14 protein-coding genes and 1 pseudogene are annotated in these 20,636 nt (G+C 53.9%); 6 read left to right on the top strand and 9 right to left on the bottom strand.

Going from position 1 to position 20,636, the window contains the following annotated elements:
- Positions 1–46: 46 nt before the first annotated feature.
- Complete coding sequence (locus OGV83_RS10995) at positions 47–3,520, bottom strand: autotransporter outer membrane beta-barrel domain-containing protein (protein ID WP_286463578.1); 3,474 nt, start codon at positions 3,518–3,520, stop codon at positions 47–49.
- A 174-nt stretch (positions 3,521–3,694) separates the two neighbouring features.
- Positions 3,695–3,922, bottom strand: a pseudogene (locus tag OGV83_RS21565) (hypothetical protein); the annotation flags it as partial.
- 1,086 nt (positions 3,923–5,008) lie between these two features.
- On the opposite strand from OGV83_RS21565, the gene lpxP reads away from it, so the two are divergent.
- On the top strand, positions 5,009–5,929 hold the full coding sequence (gene lpxP / locus OGV83_RS10990) for a kdo(2)-lipid IV(A) palmitoleoyltransferase (RefSeq protein ID WP_130028553.1): 921 nt from the start codon (positions 5,009–5,011) through the stop codon (positions 5,927–5,929).
- A 379-nt stretch (positions 5,930–6,308) separates the two neighbouring features.
- Complete coding sequence (ypdK, locus tag OGV83_RS10985) at positions 6,309–6,380, top strand: membrane protein YpdK (RefSeq protein WP_010723117.1); 72 nt, start codon at positions 6,309–6,311, stop codon at positions 6,378–6,380.
- A 52-nt stretch (positions 6,381–6,432) separates the two neighbouring features.
- Here the strand turns inward: ypdK and alaC are convergent, their stop codons facing one another.
- The gene (alaC, locus tag OGV83_RS10980) at positions 6,433–7,671 is read right to left on the bottom strand and encodes an alanine transaminase (RefSeq protein ID WP_286463577.1); all 1,239 of its coding nucleotides are present in this window, start codon (positions 7,669–7,671) and stop codon (positions 6,433–6,435) included.
- A gap of 389 nt (positions 7,672–8,060) precedes the next feature.
- Here alaC and ypdA point away from each other — a divergent pair, with 389 nt between their 5' ends.
- The 3 genes from ypdA to OGV83_RS10965 are packed head-to-tail and all read left to right on the top strand — an operon-like array spanning position 8,061 to position 11,379.
- A complete protein-coding gene (gene ypdA / locus OGV83_RS10975; RefSeq protein ID WP_104868386.1) occupies positions 8,061–9,758 on the top strand; it encodes a two-component system sensor histidine kinase YpdA in 1,698 nt (565 codons plus the stop codon).
- A gap of 14 nt (positions 9,759–9,772) precedes the next feature.
- On the top strand, positions 9,773–10,507 hold the full coding sequence (ypdB, locus tag OGV83_RS10970) for a two-component system response regulator YpdB (protein WP_058667806.1): 735 nt from the start codon (positions 9,773–9,775) through the stop codon (positions 10,505–10,507).
- A 14-nt stretch (positions 10,508–10,521) separates the two neighbouring features.
- Positions 10,522–11,379, top strand: coding sequence for an AraC family transcriptional regulator (locus tag OGV83_RS10965; RefSeq protein WP_012131402.1), 858 nt, complete (start codon positions 10,522–10,524; stop codon positions 11,377–11,379).
- A 341-nt stretch (positions 11,380–11,720) separates the two neighbouring features.
- On the opposite strand, the gene ptsP is transcribed toward OGV83_RS10965, so the two are convergent.
- The 6 genes from ptsP to glk form a co-directional block, all read right to left on the bottom strand.
- Positions 11,721–14,216, bottom strand: a complete 2,496-nt coding sequence (ptsP, locus tag OGV83_RS10960; RefSeq protein ID WP_286463576.1) for a phosphoenolpyruvate--protein phosphotransferase — start codon at positions 14,214–14,216, stop codon at positions 11,721–11,723.
- Between the two features lie 26 nt (positions 14,217–14,242).
- Positions 14,243–15,280: an aminopeptidase gene (ypdE, locus tag OGV83_RS10955; RefSeq protein ID WP_115614590.1), complete on the bottom strand. Its 1,038-nt coding sequence runs from the start codon at positions 15,278–15,280 to the stop codon at positions 14,243–14,245.
- The gene (gene ypdF, locus OGV83_RS10950) at positions 15,280–16,365 is read right to left on the bottom strand and encodes an aminopeptidase (protein WP_115614589.1); all 1,086 of its coding nucleotides are present in this window, start codon (positions 16,363–16,365) and stop codon (positions 15,280–15,282) included. Before ypdF ends, ypdE begins: the two co-directional genes overlap by 1 nt.
- Positions 16,366–16,381: 16 nt before the next feature.
- Positions 16,382–17,629 carry a PTS fructose transporter subunit IIC gene (locus tag OGV83_RS10945; RefSeq protein ID WP_047462213.1) on the bottom strand — a complete coding sequence of 416 codons (1,248 nt, stop codon included), beginning with the start codon at positions 17,627–17,629 and terminating at the stop codon, positions 16,382–16,384.
- Positions 17,630–17,649: 20 nt separating this feature from the next.
- A complete protein-coding gene (locus OGV83_RS10940; protein ID WP_047462211.1) occupies positions 17,650–17,976 on the bottom strand; it encodes a PTS fructose transporter subunit IIB in 327 nt (108 codons plus the stop codon).
- 247 nt (positions 17,977–18,223) lie between these two features.
- On the bottom strand, positions 18,224–19,189 hold the full coding sequence (gene glk / locus OGV83_RS10935) for a glucokinase (RefSeq protein ID WP_012131396.1): 966 nt from the start codon (positions 19,187–19,189) through the stop codon (positions 18,224–18,226).
- 204 nt (positions 19,190–19,393) lie between these two features.
- On the opposite strand from glk, the gene OGV83_RS10930 reads away from it, so the two are divergent.
- Complete coding sequence (locus tag OGV83_RS10930) at positions 19,394–20,629, top strand: ion channel protein (protein WP_286463573.1); 1,236 nt, start codon at positions 19,394–19,396, stop codon at positions 20,627–20,629.
- Positions 20,630–20,636: the final 7 nt, after the last annotated feature.

Raw genomic sequence — 20,636 nt, 5'->3', positions numbered from 1 at the left:
GATGAGAACTCACGACAGAAAAAGGGGGCACGACGCCCCCTTTCTGCTATTTAAAGTTATATTTAATCCCTATCATTGCTGAGGTGTCATTGTATCCTTTATCGCCCACCTGGACGCCGACATTCCCCCAGACATTGAGTTGTGGATTAATTTGTCCCTCAACGCCCGTTTTTATTTCACCCAGATTACGCGCGCCTTCCTGCCGGATGCTGACACCATCCATTTTTGTACCGAAATCGCGCGTATTGTGGAGCCAGTTCACTTCCACGAACGGCTGGAACTCGCGCGCTTTGCCTTCATCAATCGCGCTGTGGCCTTTCAGGAAAGTACGGACGCCCAGTCGGGTCTGAACGTTGCCGTCCCCTTCACCGCTGATACGTGTGCCATTCGATTCACGATGATCGTCAGCTTCGACGCCCATCCAAATGGCCTGCGCCTGCGGCTGGATAAACCATTCATTTTTAGAGCCCTTACTTCCTGCAAATTCACCCAGCTTGTGGGTGTACCCCAGCTCCAGCGACCCGGTGATCCCTTTGGATTTGTACGATTCGCTCTGAATATCCTGGCCTTTGACGCTGTTATTAAACCAGCTGTACTGTGCCCATGAATCCAGATAAGCGCCCTGATGCGTTTCATCATTGGCATACCACGTTGCATACACCCCGGCGCTGTAGCCGTTCACGGAACCGTCAGAGCGATACCCTGTCGATGAGGAGCGCGTGTTGCTGCTGTTGTGTCCATATCCAGCCATGACGCCAAGGTGCCAGCGATCCAGTCCGTCGCCGCTCCAGCGGGCAACATCGCCCCCTACCTGCATCACATAGCGGTTACTCTGGGTTTTAAGCTGGCCGGAGCTGTCCCGCCAGGCATTATGCCCGCCCGCCTGACGCATCCACATGCTGGTGACTTTCTTCTCGCCCGTCAGCGCGTCAATGTACTGCGTTTCGCCAAGACGATCGTGAAGCCGCGTGACAAACAGCGTATTGGCTGCCGCCAGGTTAGCCGTCCAGGAGCCCGGTTCAGGACGGATATCGGGTTCAGGTTTCGGGCCCGGCCCCGGATTTGGATCTGTCTTATGACTGGTTAAATACCAGTTACCGTTGTTGTCGCCCTGACCACGAGCCAGTGAATAATCATACGCCCCGGCCACAATCCTGCCGTCCTGCGTAAACTCACCGTCGGACTGACCATCAACATGAATCACTTCAATGCCATTGATCGTCTGCGCGCCAGAACCGCCAGCATTCGTCACGCTGACGCCGGTTGTGCCAGAGGTGTTTCCTTTAACAATCAGTTTATCCGTGACGGAATTATCATCATTCAACGCGGTATTCAGATGAAGATGACCGCCATCTCCCTGATAGTTCCCGTTTACCACAAGCTGATTACCGGCATCTTTACCTTTGCTTCCGGTCCAGATATCGCCGCTGTTCGTCAGATTGCCGCCTACGGTAAAGCTGACAGGTGAAGAAGCCGCTCTGCGAGCCGCGCTGACGTCATCGCCAATCAATAGCGTGCCCTGGTTAGCCATATTTCCGGCTACGCCGCCAAACCCGGATAAGCGCCCGTCTTTCCCGATATTGACCTGATGACTGGCCAGCGTGAACGCGTTATCCGCGCTGCCCAGAGTCAGACCACCGGCATTGATATCCGTCGCGCCGGTCCACTGGGCGCTGTCGCTAAGCGTGACGTTGCCGCTGCCATTCTTCACCACGCTCCCGCTGCCTGTAACACCGTTCTCCAGCGACCAGTTTTCGTGAGTGTTCAGCACAAACTTACCGGCATTCTGAATCGCGGAGGTGCCTAACTGCTGCGCGGAAGAGGCCGTCAGCGTGGAGTCGTTGTCGATGTCGAAGGTCCCGGCAAAATGGCTATTGTTGCCAGCAAGCACCACATCACTGGCATCCAGTGCGACTTTCCCGGCATCGCTGATGCTGTTGTACAGCACGCCCGTGGCGTTGCTCAGATTAAGCAGCCCGGCGGCAACAATATCTCCGGTTCCCAGCCCCAGCGTATTATCCAGCACCGCCGTCGCGCCCTGAGCAATCGTGGTCGTCGCCTTCAGTCCCGTATTCGCCCCGGAGACATTCAGGGTTCCGCCTGCAACGGTGAGCTCCCCGTCGCCCGTCAGTACGCCAGACGCTTCACCGCCGTTTGTCAGCGTCAGATGACCGCCGTTCAAATCGGTCAGAGAGCCACTTTCAGCCGTGAGCTTGCTGATGGTTTGTGAATGACCGCGCATATCAAACCCGGTATCGCCAGCCAGTTTCAGTTCGCGGGTATTTCCCAGCACGTTATCGTTCAGCATCGCCAGATTACCGCTGCGCACATCGGTGACGCCGCTGTAATCATTATCCATATTCGACAGCGTCACCGTCTGGCCTTTCTGGCTGTCAAACGCCAGATCGCCGCTACCGGTCACTCTGGCGCTCAGGTCAGCCGCGTTGCCACTTTTCCCGTTCGCATCAAGGATAAGCGCATCGGCGTCTTTACCCAACAAATCGACCTGGGTCAGGCCATAGCTGACATAAAGTCCGTCATCACTGTCACCGCCGGTCAGACGATAGTCATACGTTCCTTTCGCCACCACCACGCCATTCTGGGCGATATCGGCTTCAACAGCATCACTGATAGCATTACTGCTCTGGTCAGTTAGCGTTAAATTACCACCGTTACCGATAACGCCTCCGTCACTGGACACAAGTTGAACAAGAATATTGCTGTTATCCTGTTCCAGAAGAGGGATATGAGTATCCGGCGTTGGTCTGTCGTTACTGAAGGCCGCTCCCGTTGTAACCTGTACGGTTCCCTGACCTGAAATATCCAGTATTCCTGTGGTATGTACGGTATTTTCTGTCGTCGTCTGGCCCGGAATAATATCGCCAAAAACCAGCGTACCGCCGTCAAAGGCAAGTCCATCAATAACCTGCTGTCCTGGCCCCACTTTAACTGTCGCTCCCTGGCCCACCTTTAGCCACATAGTTTTCAGCGCAGCTGTATTCGTATCTGCAAGGTGAAATAAGGTCTCTTTAAGCGCCAGAATGCCGCTGAAATTATCGGTCAATGAAGAGGAGTTAAAATCAAAAATATTCCCCCCGGTATTCACTGCAAGCGTACCCTGCCCCGTCAGCAGGTTAATAAACTGCCAGTCATGATCGGTATTAATCGCCAGTGTGCCGCCAGTAACCGCAATATCACTGGAGCCGATATTTTTTTGTTCTGAAATAACCAGCGTGGCAGGAGCACCAATATTAAAGTCCCCCTGATAAGCTGAGTTATCACCAGACAGCGCAGAAACTCCGCTTAACGCATTTATTGCCCCATTACCGCTGATATCTGCCCCAAGGGAAAAATCACTGCTGGTATGATTCAGAGTCAGTACGCCATTTCCGGAACCAAAAATAATTTTTTGAGCGTCGATCATTCCCGCAGCGACAGCATTCTCGCCCGCTCTGGCACCGGTTGCTAATTCCCCTAAAGAACCTGCACTGTTCGCAATACGGATTTCCGGAGCGCTCAACGTTCCGTTATCGGAAGCAACCGCGGTTCCTCTTCCAGCAAGTCCAACGGTTAATATGCCCCCCGCAGAGACTATTGAATCCGTTCCATCAACTTTAAGCAGGTTATCGTAGACCTTCGTTTCCGCCTGGTTTCCTACCTGAATAGTAGCTTCGGCGCGAGTAACCCCGCCATTCGATGTGATGAGGCTTCCAGAGCCATATGTTCCAACAATAATTCGACTGGCAGTCCTGAGCTCACTTCCTTTACCGTCAACATTAACGATGCCAAAAGTCTCCGCAGATGTTGCTCTTCGTCCACCAATCCATATTCCACCGAATGATATGCTCGGATCTTCATGATAAAATTTACCGCCATCAGTGATATTCAGTACACCGCTTCCGGCGCCAGCGCCAACCTGCATGGCACTGGTTCCCACAGATACAGTAACGATACTCCCCTCACCAGAAACATTGAGCGTACCAGTCCCCCCCTTGCTTTGAGTACTGGAAACATCTGTTGTACCGCCAATATCCAAAGGATAAGAATAACTGGAAGCCCTGATTGTCAATTTTCCACCATCGACAACATTTACGATTCCATTGGAACCGGCTCTGCCAATCTTTAATAGATCAGTTTGTACTTCACCACCGCGAATAATATTCAGGATACCGTTAGTTTCATATCCTACATTCGTGGAGGAGGTATCACTCCATAAATAATCAATTGTGCTTTCCTGATTATTGTTGATATTTGTCGCCACCGCGTTTGTTGCGCATAACGCAGAAACAACAGCAAGAAACACTTTACTCAGTTGCATAAGAGACCAACTTTAAGCTCACGATTAATCATGCATACTTAAACTCTGCTATAGCAGGATACGAGCTACGCTGACGGGAGCTCATCCACCCCAGGTAATACCTGGGCTATGACGCAGATGTAAAAGCCGTAACCAGAATAAAAGTCAGTTAAGCTGCGAAGCAGAAACAAACCCCTACTCAGAGGAGTACTATTATTATACAAAATATCAATTAGATCGACAAAAACGATCAATATCATAATTTCAATAGGAAATAACAATCAAAAATACATAGATCGATCGTCACCGGCGATCGGAAATTTAAAAAATATTAATAAAAAAACCTTATATTTCAGCATGAAAAACAGAAAAATGAATAAAATAAGAGGAAGAGTGGAAATGCAGTGTCAGTACCTGATATTTCAGACTGTGTGATGTGGGTAATGCCATGACAAGCAGCACATTCGCGTCATCCTTCACCCCCATCAAAAAATATTTACGCATCTTAATTAATAATTTCTGGCTGATATTAATCCCCCGGTGGTACATTAGTTGTCCAAGCATTCATGCCCCTCGTGGTTTTGTCCTGACTAAGCTTTACACTCTTTACAGGAACCATTGTCGTACATGATGGCCTAACTATCGTGAGTGTACCGCTGCGGACAATGAATCTTCTGCGATACATATTGTTCGTATCAACAGAGGGTATTTATGTTCCCACAATGCAAATTTTCTCGTGCGCTACTGCACCCGCGCTACTGGCTTACCTGGTTTGGTCTTACTGTACTCTGGTTACTGGTGCTGCTTCCCTACCCCGTTTTACGCTTCCTGGGTACGCGAACCGGCAGACTTGCCCGTCCCTTTCTGAAACGTCGCGAATCCATCGCCCGTAAGAATCTTGAGCTTTGCTTCCCCAATCTGACGCCGGAAGAAAGGGAAAAGATGATAGTGGAGAACTTCCACTCCCTCGGTATGGCACTTATTGAAACGGGTATGGCGTGGTTCTGGCCTGATAAGCGGGTACGTAAATGGTTTGATGTGGACGGTCTGGATAACCTCACACAGGCGCAAGCGCAAAAACGCGGTGTGATGGTCGTAGGCGTCCACTTTATGTCGCTGGAATTAGGCGGTCGGGTCATGGGGCTGTGCCAGCCGATGATGGCGACATACCGCCCGCACAATAACTCGCTGATGGAGTGGGTTCAGACGCGGGGTCGCATGCGTTCAAATAAAGCGATGATTGGGCGCAACAATCTGCGCGGCATCGTCGGCGCGCTGAAAAAAGGTGAAGCCGTATGGTTCGCCCCGGATCAGGATTACGGCCGTAAAGGCAGTTCATTTGCTCCCTTCTTCGCGGTCAAAGACGTCGCAACGACTAACGGCACCTATGTGTTATCCCGCCTTTCCGGCGCAGCGATGCTGACCGTCACCATGATCAGAAAAGGTGATAACTCAGGTTATCGTCTGTACATCACGCCAGAAATGGAAGGCTACCCGGAAGAAGAGAACCTGGCGGCAGCCTATATGAACAAGATTATTGAGAAAGAGATTATGCGCGCACCTGAGCAATATCTCTGGATCCATCGTCGTTTCAAAACGCGCCCTTTAGGGGAAGCATCATTGTATGTTTAAAAAAGGCCGCAAGGCCTTTTTTATTGCCCGGCGCTATCTTTTCACCTCAATACCCATGTTAACTATCTGGTTTTTATGTGACTTTTTCTGAACAGCAATGGCGTCGCTGAATAGCAATTTATTACCGTCAGAAATTAAACTGTCGCCGAATCACGACAGTTGTAAGTTACTAAAAGTAAATAAAAAAATGCCTCTTGTCTCGCCTCATTTTTAGGCGTACATTAGCGCCGTCTGGAGCAATAACGCACAGAATTCTGAGGTGATGCCACAAGAAAGACGGAGAACATTCTCAATCTCATTCTGGCGGGCACCAGCTCTCTATACTCAGGTAAATTTAAGTTCATTTAGGCGTGCTTAAAGCGACGCGGAGAGATGAAACGTGAAATATTTCTTTATGGGCATTTCATTTATGGTCATCGTTTGGGCCGGTACTTTTGCCCTGATGATCTAAATTGAAAAGATGCAGCAAAAAAACAGGAGCCAGATGGCTCCTGTTTGCTTTTCTAGTCGGTACCTTCTGTTACCGATTTCGCCCCCGCAGGCAGCAGGCCGTCTGCGCGGAACATGGTCTTAATACCTCTGATCGCCTGACGTATACGATCCCGGTTTTCTATCAGCGCGAAACGCACATGGGTGTCGCCGTAGTCGCCGAAACCGATCCCCGGTGACACACACACTTTGGCGTCGTTGAGCAGCTTTTTCGCAAATTCCAGCGACCCCATTGCCGCGTACTGCTCCGGTATTTTTGCCCAGACATACATCGAGGCTTTTGGCATTTCGACCATCCATCCGGCTTCATGCAAGCCTTTCACCAGTACGTCGCGGCGACGTTTATACTGCTCAGCGATATCACGCACGCACTGTTGATCGCCTTCCAGCGCGGCAATCGCCGCCACCTGTAACGGCGTGAAGGTTCCGTAATCGTGGTAGCTCTTAATCCGCGACAGCGCGCTGACTAACGTCTGGTTGCCCACCATAAAGCCAATGCGCCAGCCCGCCATGTTGTAACTTTTCGACAGGGTGAAAAACTCCACCGCCACGTCGCGCGCGCCCGGCACCTGCATAATTGACGGCGCTTTCCAGCCGTCATATACGATATCGGCATAGGCCAGATCGTGGACCACCAGCACGTCGTAGCGTTTGGCCAGCGCAACCACTTTTTCGAAGAATTCTAACTCAACGCACTGTGCCGTCGGGTTGGAAGGGAAACCAAGAATCATCATCTTCGGTTTCGGGTAGCTTTCACGGATCGCGCGTTCCAGCTCGTTGAAGAAATCCACGCCTTCCACCAGCGGAACCGAACGTACCTGCGCGCCGGCGATGACGGCGCCATAAATATGGATGGGATAACTGGGGTTCGGCACCAGCACGGTATCGCCATGATCAAGGGTTGCCAGCATCAGGTGCGCTAACCCTTCTTTCGAACCAATAGTGACGATCGCTTCCGTTTCTGGATCGATATCCACGTCGTAACGTTCCTGATACCAGCGGGAGATCGCCCGGCGTAAACGCGGGATACCGCGCGAGGTCGAGTAACCATGCGTATCCGGGCGTTGAGCCACCGTACAGAGTTTCTCGACGATATGAGGAGGCGTTGCCCCATCCGGGTTCCCCATGCTGAAGTCGATAATATCTTCGCCGCGCCGACGCGCAGCCATCTTCAGCTCAGCGGTAATGTTAAAAACGTAGGGAGGGAGACGATCAATACGCGTAAAGCGACGTTCAGGGCGGGTATCAGCCATAGTATCCTCAGATTCACGTTAGCGCCCGGACCGTCCGAGCGACGCTGCCACGACCGTAGCATGCTTAGAAAATAGCCTGAAAAAAATCCTCCTGTCGAGAGGCAAACGAAAATATTTTTCATCGGCTTAAAAGGGGAATACTAAAAAGAAAACGGGAATACTCAGCAAAATACCGCCCATAACAACCATCAATTAATTAACATTTTGATATCAATAAAATTACCTTAAGGCGTTCCTCATCCTGGCGAGGTCTTGTCATTTCTCTAACAAAAGATCAATCCCCTTTTAATATTATGGTTTTTCCTCATTAACAGCGCCGCATCAGCGGGCTGGTCATATGGGTGCGGGTTACCTATCATAGTGGTTTAACCCAGTCACAAGAGTCACCCGTGCACGAAATATTCAACATGCTGCTGGCGGTATTTGACCGGGCAGCGCTAATGCTGTTCTGTCTGTTTTTCCTCATCCGTATCCGCCTGTTTCGCGAACTGTTGCATAAGTCAGCGCACTCCCCGAAAGAGCTGCTCGCCGTTACCGCGATTTTCTCGATGTTCGCCCTGTTCAGCACCTGGTCCGGCGTACCGGTCGAAGGCTCGCTGGTGAATGTTCGCATCATCGCCGTGATGTCCGGGGGCATTTTGTTTGGCCCGTGGGTCGGGATCATTACGGGTGTGATCGCCGGTATTCACCGCTACCTTATCGATATTGGCGGGGTCACTGCCGTACCGTGTTTTATCACCAGTATTCTGGCGGGATGTATCGCGGGCTGGATAAACCGGAAAATCCCAAAAGCACAGCACTGGCGCGTGGGTATTTTGGGCGGGATGCTTTGTGAAACCTTGACCATGATTCTGGTCATTGTCTGGGCGCCGACCATCGCGCTGGGCGTAGATATCGTGTCCAAAATCGGTATCCCGATGATCCTCGGCAGCGTATGTATCGGTTTTATCGTGCTGCTGGTTCAAAGCGTGGAGGGCGAGAAAGAGGCCAGCGCCGCGCGGCAGGCCAAACTGGCGCTGGATATCGCCAACAAAACGTTGCCGCTCTTTCGTCAGGTCAACAGCGAATCACTCCGCCAGGTGTGCGAAATCATCCGTCATGATATCCATGCCGACGCGGTAGCAATCACTAATACCGAACACGTTCTGGCCTATGTCGGCGTGGGGGAAACCAACTACCGCAATAACGATGATTTTGTCAGCCCGACCACGCAACAGGCCATCAATTACGGGAAAATCATCATTAAAAACAATGATGAAGCGCACCGCACGCCGGAAATACACTCAATGCTGGTCATCCCATTATGGGAAAAGGGCGTGGTGACCGGGACGCTAAAAATCTACTACTGCCACGCGCATCAGATCACCTCTTCCCTGCAAGAGATGGCGATCGGCCTGTCGCAGATTATCTCCACCCAACTGGAAGTGTCCCGCGCGGAGCAACTGCGGGAAATGGCAAATAAGGCAGAGCTGCGAGCGCTGCAAAGTAAAATTAATCCCCATTTCCTGTTTAATGCGCTGAACGCCATTTCGTCATCCATTCGGCTCAACCCGGACACCGCACGCCAGCTCATTTTTAATCTGTCACGCTATCTGCGCTATAACATTGAATTAAAAGATGATGAGCAAATTGATATCAAAAAGGAGCTGTATCAAATCAAGGACTACATCGCCATTGAGCAGGCTCGTTTTGGCGACAAGCTGACCGTCATTTATGATATTGATGAAGAGGTGAACTGCTGCATTCCCAGTCTGCTTATTCAGCCGCTGGTAGAGAATGCAATCGTCCACGGCATTCAACCCTGTAAAGGAAAAGGCGTGGTGACCATCAGCGTCGCCGAATGCGGCAACCGTGTGCGAATCGCCGTCAGGGATACCGGCCACGGTATTGATCCTAAAGTAATTGAGCGGGTGGAGGCGAATGAAATGCCGGGAAATAAAATCGGCCTGCTGAATGTCCATCATCGCGTTAAGCTGTTATACGGTGAAGGGCTGCACATCCGCCGTCTGGAACCGGGCACCGAAATCGCCTTTTATGTACCCAATCAGCGCTCCCCTGCCGCCGCACCGGCAACGTTATTGCTTTAACCCGGAGATGAGTAGTGAAAGTCATCATCGTTGAAGATGAATTCCTGGCCCAGCAAGAATTAAGCTGGCTGATAAAAGAGCATAGCCAGATGGAGATTGTCGGTACGTTTGACGACGGTCTGGACGTGCTCAAATTTCTACAGCATAACCGCGTTGACGCCATTTTTCTGGACATCAATATTCCCTCGCTGGATGGCGTACTGCTGGCGCAAAACATCAGCCAGTTCGCCCATAAGCCGTTTATTGTGTTTATTACCGCATGGAAAGAGCACGCGGTAGAGGCGTTTGAACTGGAAGCATTTGACTACATACTGAAGCCGTACCAGGAATCACGCATCGTGGGGATGCTACAAAAGCTGGAGGCCGCCTGGCAACAGCAGCAGGCCGTCGCCGTTCCCGGCAGCCCTGTCGCCCGTGAAAACGACACCATTAATCTGATTAAAGATGAGCGCATTATCGTCACGCCGATCAACGATATCTATTACGCGGAAGCGCATGAAAAGATGACGTTTGTCTACACGCGACGGGAGTCGTATGTCATGCCGATGAATATCACCGAGTTTTGCAGCAAACTGCCAGCGTCGCATTTCTTTCGCTGCCACCGCTCGTTTTGTGTGAATTTAAACAAGATCCGCGAAATCGAACCCTGGTTTAACAACACGTACATCCTGCGGCTCAAAGATCTGGAATTTGAAATCCCGGTCAGTCGGAGTAAAGTGAAAGAGTTCAGGCAGTTAATGCATTTATGACGCAGGATTAAGTGATGAAAGAGCCAGGCTTGCCCGCAGACCAACAGTTTTTTGCCGATCTGTTCAGCGGCCTGGTGTTAAATCCGCAGCGGCTGGGACGCGTCTGGTTTGCCACGCAACATACCGCTCTCCCCACAGGCAGCCTGTGTATTGATTTACCGCGTCTCGACATCGTATTGCGCGGAGAATACGGTAACCTGCTCGAAAAAAAACAGCACGCCCTGACGGAGGGGGAGATGCTGTTTATCCCCGCCAGGGCGGCAAACCTGCCCGGTAGCGATAAACCGGTGATGCTGTTAAGTCTGGTGTTTGCCCCGGCCTGGTTAGGATTATCGTTTTACGATAACCGTACCGCTTCTCTGTTACGCCCGGTGCGACGCATTGAGTTAGCGCACCAGCAGCGCGGCGAAGGGGAAGCCATGCTCACGGCTCTGACCCACCTGAGCCGCTCGCCTCAGGCGCAGGATATTATTCAGCCTCTGGTTCTCAGCCTGCTGCATCTGTGCCGTAGCGTGGTCAATACTCGCCCGGACTCACGCCGCCCGCGCTCGGAATTTCTCTATCACAGTATGTGCAACTGGGTGCAGGACAACTACGCCCGGCCGCTGACGCGGGAAAGCGTGGCGCAGTTTTTCAATATCACGCCGAATCACTTATCAAAACTGTTCACCCAGCACGGCACCATGAGTTTTGTCGAGTATGTTCGCTGGGTGCGAATGGCGAAGGCGCGCATCATTTTGCAGAAGTACCATCTGTCGATTAGCGAGGTGGCGGAACGTTGCGGATATCACGACAGCGACTATTTTTGCCGCCTGTTTCGCCGGCAGTTTGGCCTGACGCCGGGAGAGTACAGCGCACGTTTTCAGGGGTAACCGCCGGATGGCGGCGTAACGCCTTATCCGGCCTACGCGAAACGGATAACCGGGCATAACCGCCGGATGGCGGCGTAAATGCCTTATCCGGCCTACATGTAAAACGGATAACCGGACATAACCGCCGGATGACGGCGTAAACGCCTTATCCGGCCTACGCGTAAAACGAATAACCGGGCATAACCGCCGGATGGCGGCGTAAACGCCTTATCCGGCCTACGCGTAAAACGGATAACCGGGCATAACCGCCGGATGCGGCGTACACGTAAAACGAATAATTGGGCGTACACGTAGGCCCGGTAAGCGATAGCGCCACCGGGCATTCACTCAGACACGCAGACTCAAAACGTCAGTTCCGCCTCCAGCAGCGCCAGAAGGCTTTCGGCATCCTGAGCGGCGAACAGCGACTGACGGAAGTTTTTATTCACCAGCTTACGCGCCAGCTGCGAAAAGACTTTCACATGGTTAATCCCTTCATCAGCGCCCAGCGTCAACATAATCACCAGCTCAACCTCGCCCATCTCCGACTGCCAGTCAACAGGGCGCGCCAGCCGCGCAATGCTGATGCTGGAATGGCGTATCCACTGTGATTTGGTATGCGGGATCGCCACGCCAAAACCGACGGCAGTCGTGACAATCTCCTCACGTTGCCAGACATCCTCTTCCAGCTCAAACGGATGCTCAGTACGCCCGTTTACGCCGAGATTGCCGCAAAGAAACTGAATCACCTGCTCTTTGTTGCTCAATGACTCGCCCACAAAGATATTTTCCAGCGCCAGCAGCGGACGCACGTCTTTTTGCGGCGCAAACTGATTCAACAGCGTTTCAATCTCCTCTGCGCTACGACACTCACAGGCCTGCGCCGCAAGCGCCCGGCACGCCTGGCTGTCCATCTGCCGCAGCTGGCTTTTCACGCCAGGGATTCGCGGGCTGCTCATGCTTAATTCATCCAGTTCCAGCCCCAGCAGTAACGGTAAATATCGGCTTTCACCGCCCAGCTCGCCGCAAATCCCCACCCATTTTCCGTGCTGATGCGCCGTGCGGACAATCTGCTGCAACATGCGCAGAAATGACGGCGTAATCGGGTTATACAGCGGCGAGACACGCGGATTATTACGATCGACGGCATACAGATACTGGGTCATATCGTTCGAGCCGATGCTAAAGAAATCCACCTCATCGCAGAAGTGGTCGATGATGTAACAGACCGACGGAACTTCCACCATAATCCCCAGCGGGATCGTTGCAGCATGGCGCAGCCCATCTCTTTTGAGTTCCACGATCGCTTTTTGCAGCTCGCTTTTAACCCACAGGATCTGATCGAGACTGTGCACCATCGGGATCATCAGTTGCGCCTGACCAAAAGTTGCCGCACGCAAAATAGCGCGAAGCTGCGTGCGAAACAGCCCGGCAAACTCAGGATAAATACGCACGGCGCGATAGCCGAGGAAAGGGTTCTCTTCCTGCGGGATATTGAGATAGCGAATATTTTTATCGCCGCCAATGTCCATCGTGCGAAAAATAACCGGCTTCTCTCCCGCCGCAAGCAGTACCTGCTGGTAGGCCTCAAACTGTTCCTGTTCGTCAGGGGCGCTGTCGCGATCCATGAACAACATTTCGGTGCGGAACAGACCGATGCCTTCCGCGCCATTGGCAAACGCGCCCGGCGCTTCCAGCGCCGTACCAATATTGGCGGCGATATCAAGACGCTGATTATCCCGGGAAAAAGCAGGCAAAGACGCTTCTCTCGCCTGTTGCTGTTGACGCTTATCCGCCAGTTGCTGCGCAATGGCGTAATAGCCGCAGACGGCGGCGTTCGGGTTAATCGCCAGCACGCCGCACTGGGCATCCAGCACCGCAGGTTGCCCGGCGTAGCGACTGAGCGCGTCCAGGGGCAGCCCACTGAGCACCGGAATCGCGGATGCGCGCGCCAGAATCAGCGTGTGCGACGTTCTGCCGGTTTTCTCCAGAATCATGCCGGACAGGTGCTGCAAATCGAGGCTCAGGAACTGGCTTGGCGTCAGATCTTCCGCTACCAGAATGGTCGGCTGTTCAAGAATCAACGTATTACGCGGGCGTCGTTCCGGCCAGGTGATATGCAGCAACTGTTCGCTAATATCACGAATATCGCTTACCCGCTCGCGTAAGTAGTCGCTTGCGGAGGACGACAGCTTGTCGCACACCTGCTCCATATTGACGATAATCGCCGCGCCCAGCCCCTTGTGCTGCTCGTCCATCAGGCGGCGAATGTTCCCCGCAAACTCGTCATCCTGGATCAGCGACAGATGGGCGCTAAGGATCGTTTTACTTTCACCGTCACGTTCGCGAAGCTGTTGATTAAGCTGCTCCGCCAGCGTCGCCAGGCTATGTTCAAGCCGGGTGCTGTCTTCCGCGCTGGCCGGAATTGCGCGATACGCCTCCAGATTATCGTTTTGCCACAACGTGAGCGCGCCAGCGCCGACGCCGTTAGCCAATACCGCGCCATACAGTAAATCGGGATTCAGTCGAACCAGCGAGCGCGGCAGCGGATGCGCCGCCAGTTCCGCAGAGGTCGGCTGAACGCTGTCACTGTCGATAAACCGGTGCTGGAGATAGGTCTCCAGAGAACGCCTGGCCTGCTCTTCATCACTGCCGCTAATGTTCAGACTGCAACTGTCGTTAAACAGCGTTCCGGTGCCGATCAGCGCCAGCGAGCTTTTCGCGTCCGCGCGCGCATTCTGGCGATGGTTAATAAACGTCACCTCGCTTTGCCACTGGCTGCACTGCTCTTTCAGTTCCCACGCCGGACGCGCATGCAGGCCATTTGGCAACGGGCAAAGAAATTGAATCGTTAACATAACAACTCCTGATTAACGCAAGACGCTCATCTGAAATCCGTAAGATGAACGACGGTCTCACGCGTAAGACGGGTAATAAGTGCCGATAAAAGTTGCTGCGTGTGGATAATGTCGCGGCAATCCGCAATGGACGCGGCGCAATGCCCGTGACGCGTGGCGGGCCCAATAACCACCGTCGGGGTTCCCGTCTCGCTCAAATGCACCGCTCCGCCATCCGTCCCTCCATTACTGAACATATCCAGTTGCAGCGGCAGACCGGAGTCGCTGGCGACGCTTTCAACCCAGGCGGTCAGTTTGGGCGGCGCGATGAGCGACTTATCGGCAAGCACCAGCATCGGCCCTTTACCGATCTGCCGATGATTCGCCGCGCCATAATCAAAGTTTTTCGCCCAGCAGGCGGTGTCCAGCACGATAGCGATATCGGGAGCAACCGCGCGAGCGGCCGTTTGCCCGCCGCGTAACCCGACCTCTTCGCTGGAGCTGGCTACCAGCCAGACCTCGGCGGGCAGCGCTGCGTCATGCCATTCACGCAGCAGCATGATCAACAAGTAGCACCCCAGTCGGTCATCAAACGCTTTCCCCATTACCCGCTGGTGTGGCAGCACCTGAAACACAGAGTCAAAAGTGACGCGATCGCCTGGTCGAACGCCCGCCTGGATCACCTCATCATATGAGCGTGCGCCAATATCGACCCGCAAGGCGCCAACCTCATTTCCATTACGCTCGCCATCCAGCAAACCGGGAATTTTACTGTCTTCCCGCGTGGTAATACGCACGGGCTGGAGCTGACGGGCCGCCATACGCACGTTGCCGACCGGCAACACATCGATCGCCCCTTCCGACGAGATACTGCGCACAATAAACCCCACCTCATCCATGTGCGCGCAGATCATCACTTTCGGCCCATCGGACTCATTAAGACGGATCAGCACCGATCCCAGCCCGTCAAAGCGCACCTCTTTGTGCAGACGATCCGCTTCCTCCAGTAAGATCTGGCGCACTTCCTGTTCTGAGGAGGCAATGGCATCCGCCTCGCTCAGGGCTTTTAACAGCGATAAATCCATTATGCTTCTCCCGTGAGCAATACTGTTTTCGGCATCGTGTAGAGCACTTCCGCGCCGTCTTCCGTGACCAGTACGACATCTTCAATACGCACGCCGCCCTGCCCCGGCAGGTAAATGCCCGGCTCTACGGTCAGCAACATGCCTGCGGCAAGTCGGGTGGTATCCGTGGGTGAAAAGCGCGGCGCTTCATGCACCTCAATGCCGATAGCGTGCCCGGTGTTGTGGCCAAAATAATCGCCATAGCCCGCCGCCTCAATCACCCGACGAGCCGCAGCATCCACCGCCTGGCAGCACACGCCCGGACGAATGGCGGCAATCGCCGCCTGCTGCGCCTCAAGAACCGTCTGGTAAACGGCGAACAGCGGATGAGATGCGACGGGCGCATCCTGCCCGCTCACGAGGAATGTTCGCGTCATATCCGAACAATACCCCTGATATTGCGCCCCAAAATCCAGGGTAATAAATTCACCCGCCGCGACGATTTTTTCGCTGGCTTTACCGTGGGGTAACGCCCCACGCCAGCCGCTGGCGACGATGGTGTCAAAAGAGGCTTTTTCCGCCCCCTGCTGGCGCATAAACCACTCCAGCTCCGCGGCAATTTCTCGTTCGCGAAGACCGGGGCGAATAAAACGACGGATATGCTCCGCGCTGCAATCGGCAATCCGGCAGGCCTCGCGTATCAACGCTATTTCCTGTGCCGTTTTGATCTGTCGCAGCGCGTCCGGCGACGCGCTCACCAGCTTCGCCCGCAGCCTTTCCTGCCAGCGTTGCGCGCAATCCCAACTCACCTGCGCGCCTTCAAAACCAATGACCTGCAATTGCTCGTCGTCGATTATCTGGTTCACAATGGAAGTCAGCGTCTGCGACCCGGCCAACAGATGCAGTTGATCGCCATGCGCACGCGCTTCAACGTCAGCGTAATAGCGGCCATCCACCAGCAAATGCGCGCTTTTATGCGTGATAAAAACAAACCCGGCGCTACTGGAAATCCCCAAATGCGGTTGCTTGTTCTGCCGGGATGAAATCAATACCGCATCCAGGCGTTGTTCCACCAGCCACTGGCGAAGCGATGCTCGTAACGTCATGATGTCAGTCCTTTTTTCAGAGGCTTTCAATCAGCAGTTTGCCTCTGCGATACATCATGTGACGCAGGAAAACGACCATCAGCGCCGTGATCACCGCCCCTAACACGATCCCCGCCATATAGACGCCAAGATTGCTCACCAGCGGCCATGCCCAAATCGCAGACTCAGGGAACCACTGCACGGCGCCCAGCCAGACGGCGGTTGTCGAGCCGACAATCGCGCCTACCATATACGAAGGGATTGCCGTGATCGGGCTTTCCAGCGCGAAAGGAATCGCCCCCTCGCTGATCCCCATAAACGCCAGGAACATCGCGGTTTTGCCTTGCGGATACAGTTGCGCGTTAAACAGACGCTTACCGGTTAAGCGACGATCGAGAATCGTTGCCAGCCCCAGACCAATCGGCGGGATCACAATCGCGATAGAACGCGCAGTGACGGGTAAAACGTGATCGGTAGTGAAACTAAAAGCGACAAATCCTGCGGCCTTGTTAATCGGGCCGCCGAGGTCGATCGCCGTTGCCGCCGAGATCCCCATCGCATACATCAGCGTTCCTTTTTCACCCGCCGCCGTCAGCAGCGTGCGGATACCGCCGTTGATCCATCCGCCAAACGGCGTGATCACGTAGTACATCGCCAGCATCACAAAAATGGCGGACAAAATGGGCAGCAAAAAGGTGGTTTTGAAGGCCAGTAAGAAATCAGGCAACTGGATTTTTTGATTCATCCACTTCACCAGATAGCCCGCGACAATCGAGATAATCAGCGCCCCGATGAACGTTGACGGTACGGGCGCGGTCGTTACCCATTGCAGGCTGGCCGGGTCAAAATTCAGTATCTGGGTTGGCTGGGTGGACATTAAGCCGCCGATGAATCCTGCGGGAAAGGCCAGCTTACCGCCGATAGAGTTAGCGACAAACGCCGCGAACATTGGAATCGCAAAGCCAAACAACACGCCGCCAAAGGATTGCGATAGCCAGGCGAATTTCAGTAATGAGAGGTTAAAACCGTCGAATTTTCCGCTATTCAGCGCATCCATAATGCCGGTATCTGCGGGAATTTTCAGCCAGCTATAGGCAATCAGCTGGCTGAAAGCGAGAATCACCCCACCCATGATTAACGTGGGCACCATGCGCGAAATACCCGACATGACGTGCTGCGGAAGTTCGCCCCAGAAGCTGTTACGGGAGGCCGGAGGGGTTTTTATTGCCGCTGCCGCACCGGATGCGCCAGGCACAACGGTTGCACTGCGTTTTTTAATGGCCATATGTGTATCCCTGTCGAAAATTATTGTTGCTCTGCCGCAATCATCTCTTCGATTTCTTTAATGATACCGGCGGCGTTTTTTATCGCGTCCTGGAGCGTAATTTCATACACATCGCGCGACTCAAACCGTTCATTGTCTTCGGGGGTAACGGCAACGGAATGGATAATTAGCGTCGCCTCAGCGATATCCTGCGCCGTCAGGCGATTCTGGATGCCGTCCGCCCCCTGGGTTTCAATTTTCACCTCGTATCCCGCTTCAACCGCCGCCTCTTCCAGCGCCTGAGCCGCCATAAATGTGTGGGCCAGCCCCATCGGGCATGCGCAAACAGCAATGAGTTTTTTCGCCATAACAGACTCCTCCAGATAGTTAACGAGAGAAATTATGGCGGTGAGAGCCTGCGCATTGTTATCAGACAAATAATGCTTTTACTGGACAAATAATCCCGTTAAACAGAAATGTGACGAGCGTCGGAAAGGTCGGTGACGGGCACAAAAAAACCGCGTCAATGACGCGGTTTAAGGCCGGATAATGCAGGCAACGACTGTCATGCCCTGCCTGATGGCGCTAACGCGTATCAGGCCTGCCGATCTTCAATTACAGAATTTGCCCTAACGTCTGGCGCAGATGCGCGCCGGAGCCGAGCAGACCGGGATTATCATGCACAATCAGATAAACCGGAATATCCTGAACGTAGGCTTTGAAACGGCCTTTGTCTTCAAACCCGCCACGAAAGCCAGAGGCTTTAAAGAACTCCAGGAAGCGCGGCACGATGCCGCCCGCAATGTAGACGCCGCCAAACGTGCCCAGCGTCAACGCCAGATTACCGCCAAAACGGCCCATAATGACGCAAAACAGCGACAGCGCACGACGAGAGTCAATGCAGGTATCCGCCAGCGCGCGTTCGGTAATATCTTTCGGTTGCAGATTTTCCGGCAGACGGCCATCAGATTTGACGATAGCGCGATACAGATTCACCAGCCCTGGCCCCGACAACACGCGCTCGGCGGAGACGTGACCAATTTCCGCACGCAGTTCTTCGAGAATAATGCCTTCCTCTTCGCTGTTCGGCGCGAAGTCAACGTGACCACCCTCGCCCGGCAGGCTGATCCAGCGTTTATCGACATGAACCAGGTGTGCCACCCCTAATCCGGTTCCGGCGCCGTAAACAGCAATCGGTTTGCCGGCAACCGGTTCCGCGCCGCCGAACTGGATCAGATGCTCTTTGCGCAGCATCGGGATCGCCATCGACACGGCGGTAAAATCGTTGATGATTTCCAGATGGCTAAAGCCAAGGTTCTTTTTCATCTCCGCAATAGAAAATGCCCAGGTGTGGTTGGTCATCGCCACCCAGTCACCGGTGATCGGGCAGGCGATAGCGATACAGCCGTCTTCCACCCTGGCGTTATGCTCGTCCAGATACACGCGCACCACGGCTTCGAGGCTCGGATAATCCAGCCCGGAATAGGTTTTCGCCTGCGAAATCTCCCCGCTGGTCATATCGCACAGAGCAAGACGCGCGTTGGTGCCGCCTACATCACCTACTAAAGCATATTTTGTCATTCTTCTACTGCTCCGCTAAAGTCAGAATAAATCTTTGCCACACTGTAAATTCATGGGGGCATAACAACAACGGTCGAGAGGCGAGCTCCCCAAAAATATCGATCTGCATCACATAATTACTTTATCGTTTCAGCACCATTTGCAGCGATGCCGTCGGGCAGGCTGTGCAAACTAAGCATATGACTCAGTATTAAGGAATAGATCATGCTCCATCCGCGAGCCAGAACGATGCTGTTATTATCGCTTCCCGCACTCATTATTGGCATTGCCTCCAGTCTGGTATTGATCGCCGTGATGAAAGTCGCCTCCGTTTTACAGCGCCTGCTGTGGGAGCAAATCCCCGTCGGCCTGGGCATTGCCCATGATTCCCCCGTCTGGATTATCGGCATGCTCACGTTTACCGGGATCATGGTCGGGCTTGTCATCCGCTACAGCCCTGGGCATGCGGGCCCGGACCCGGCGACCGAACCGCTGATCGGCGCGCCGATGAGCCCTGTCGCGCTTCCGGGCCTGCTGATCGCGCTCATTCTCGGCCTGGCAGGTGGAGTAAGCCTGGGGCCGGAGCATCCCATTATGGCGGTGAATATCGCGCTGGCCGTCGCTATCGGCGCGCGCCTTTTCCCACGCATAGGGGCGCTGGACTGGACGATCCTGGCTTCCGCAGGCACTATCGGCGCGCTGTTCGGCACCCCTGTCGCCGCCGCGCTGATTTTCTCGCAAACCCTGAACAGTTCTGACGATACGCCCTTGTGGGATCGTCTGTTCGCTCCGCTGATGGCGGCAGCCGCAGGATCGTTAACCACCAGCCTGTTCTTCCATCCACACTTCTCTTTGCCGATTGCGCACTACACGCAAATGCGGCTGAGCGATATTTTCAGCGGCGCAGTGGTGGCGGCCATTGCGATTGCGGCGGGTATGGTGGCGGTATGGTGTTTACCACGTCTGCATTCGTTGGTGCATCGTCTGAAAAATCCGGTACTTATTCTCGGTATCGGTGGTTTTATGCTGGGGATTCTGGGCGTATTGGGCGGGCCGCTGACTCTCTTTAAAGGACTGGACGAGATGCAGCAGTTGGCGTTCAGCCAGACGCTGGGCGCCACGGACTACTTTATGCTGGCGATCGTTAAGCTGGGCGCGCTGGTTATCGCCGCCGCCTGCGGTTTCCGGGGCGGGCGTATCTTCCCGGCGGTCTTTGTGGGCGTGGCGCTGGGTCTGATGCTGCACGCGCATGTTGAAGCGGTTCCGGCGGCAATTACCGTCTCATGCGCGATTCTGGGGCTGATGCTGGTCGTAACCCGTGACGGCTGGCTGAGTCTGTTTATGGCCGCAGTCGTCGTACCGGACACCACCCTGCTTCCGCTGTTGTGCATCGTTATGCTTCCCGCCTGGCTCCTGCTGGCAGGCAAGCCGATAATGGCCGCCAACCGCCACGACAGATAACCAGCCA

Source organism: Citrobacter sp. CK189, from assembly GCF_030333505.1.
GTDB lineage: Bacteria > Pseudomonadota > Gammaproteobacteria > Enterobacterales > Enterobacteriaceae > Citrobacter_B > Citrobacter_B koseri.
Note: the sequence above shows the minus strand (reverse complement) of the source record. Positions and strands in the feature narration are given on the sequence as shown.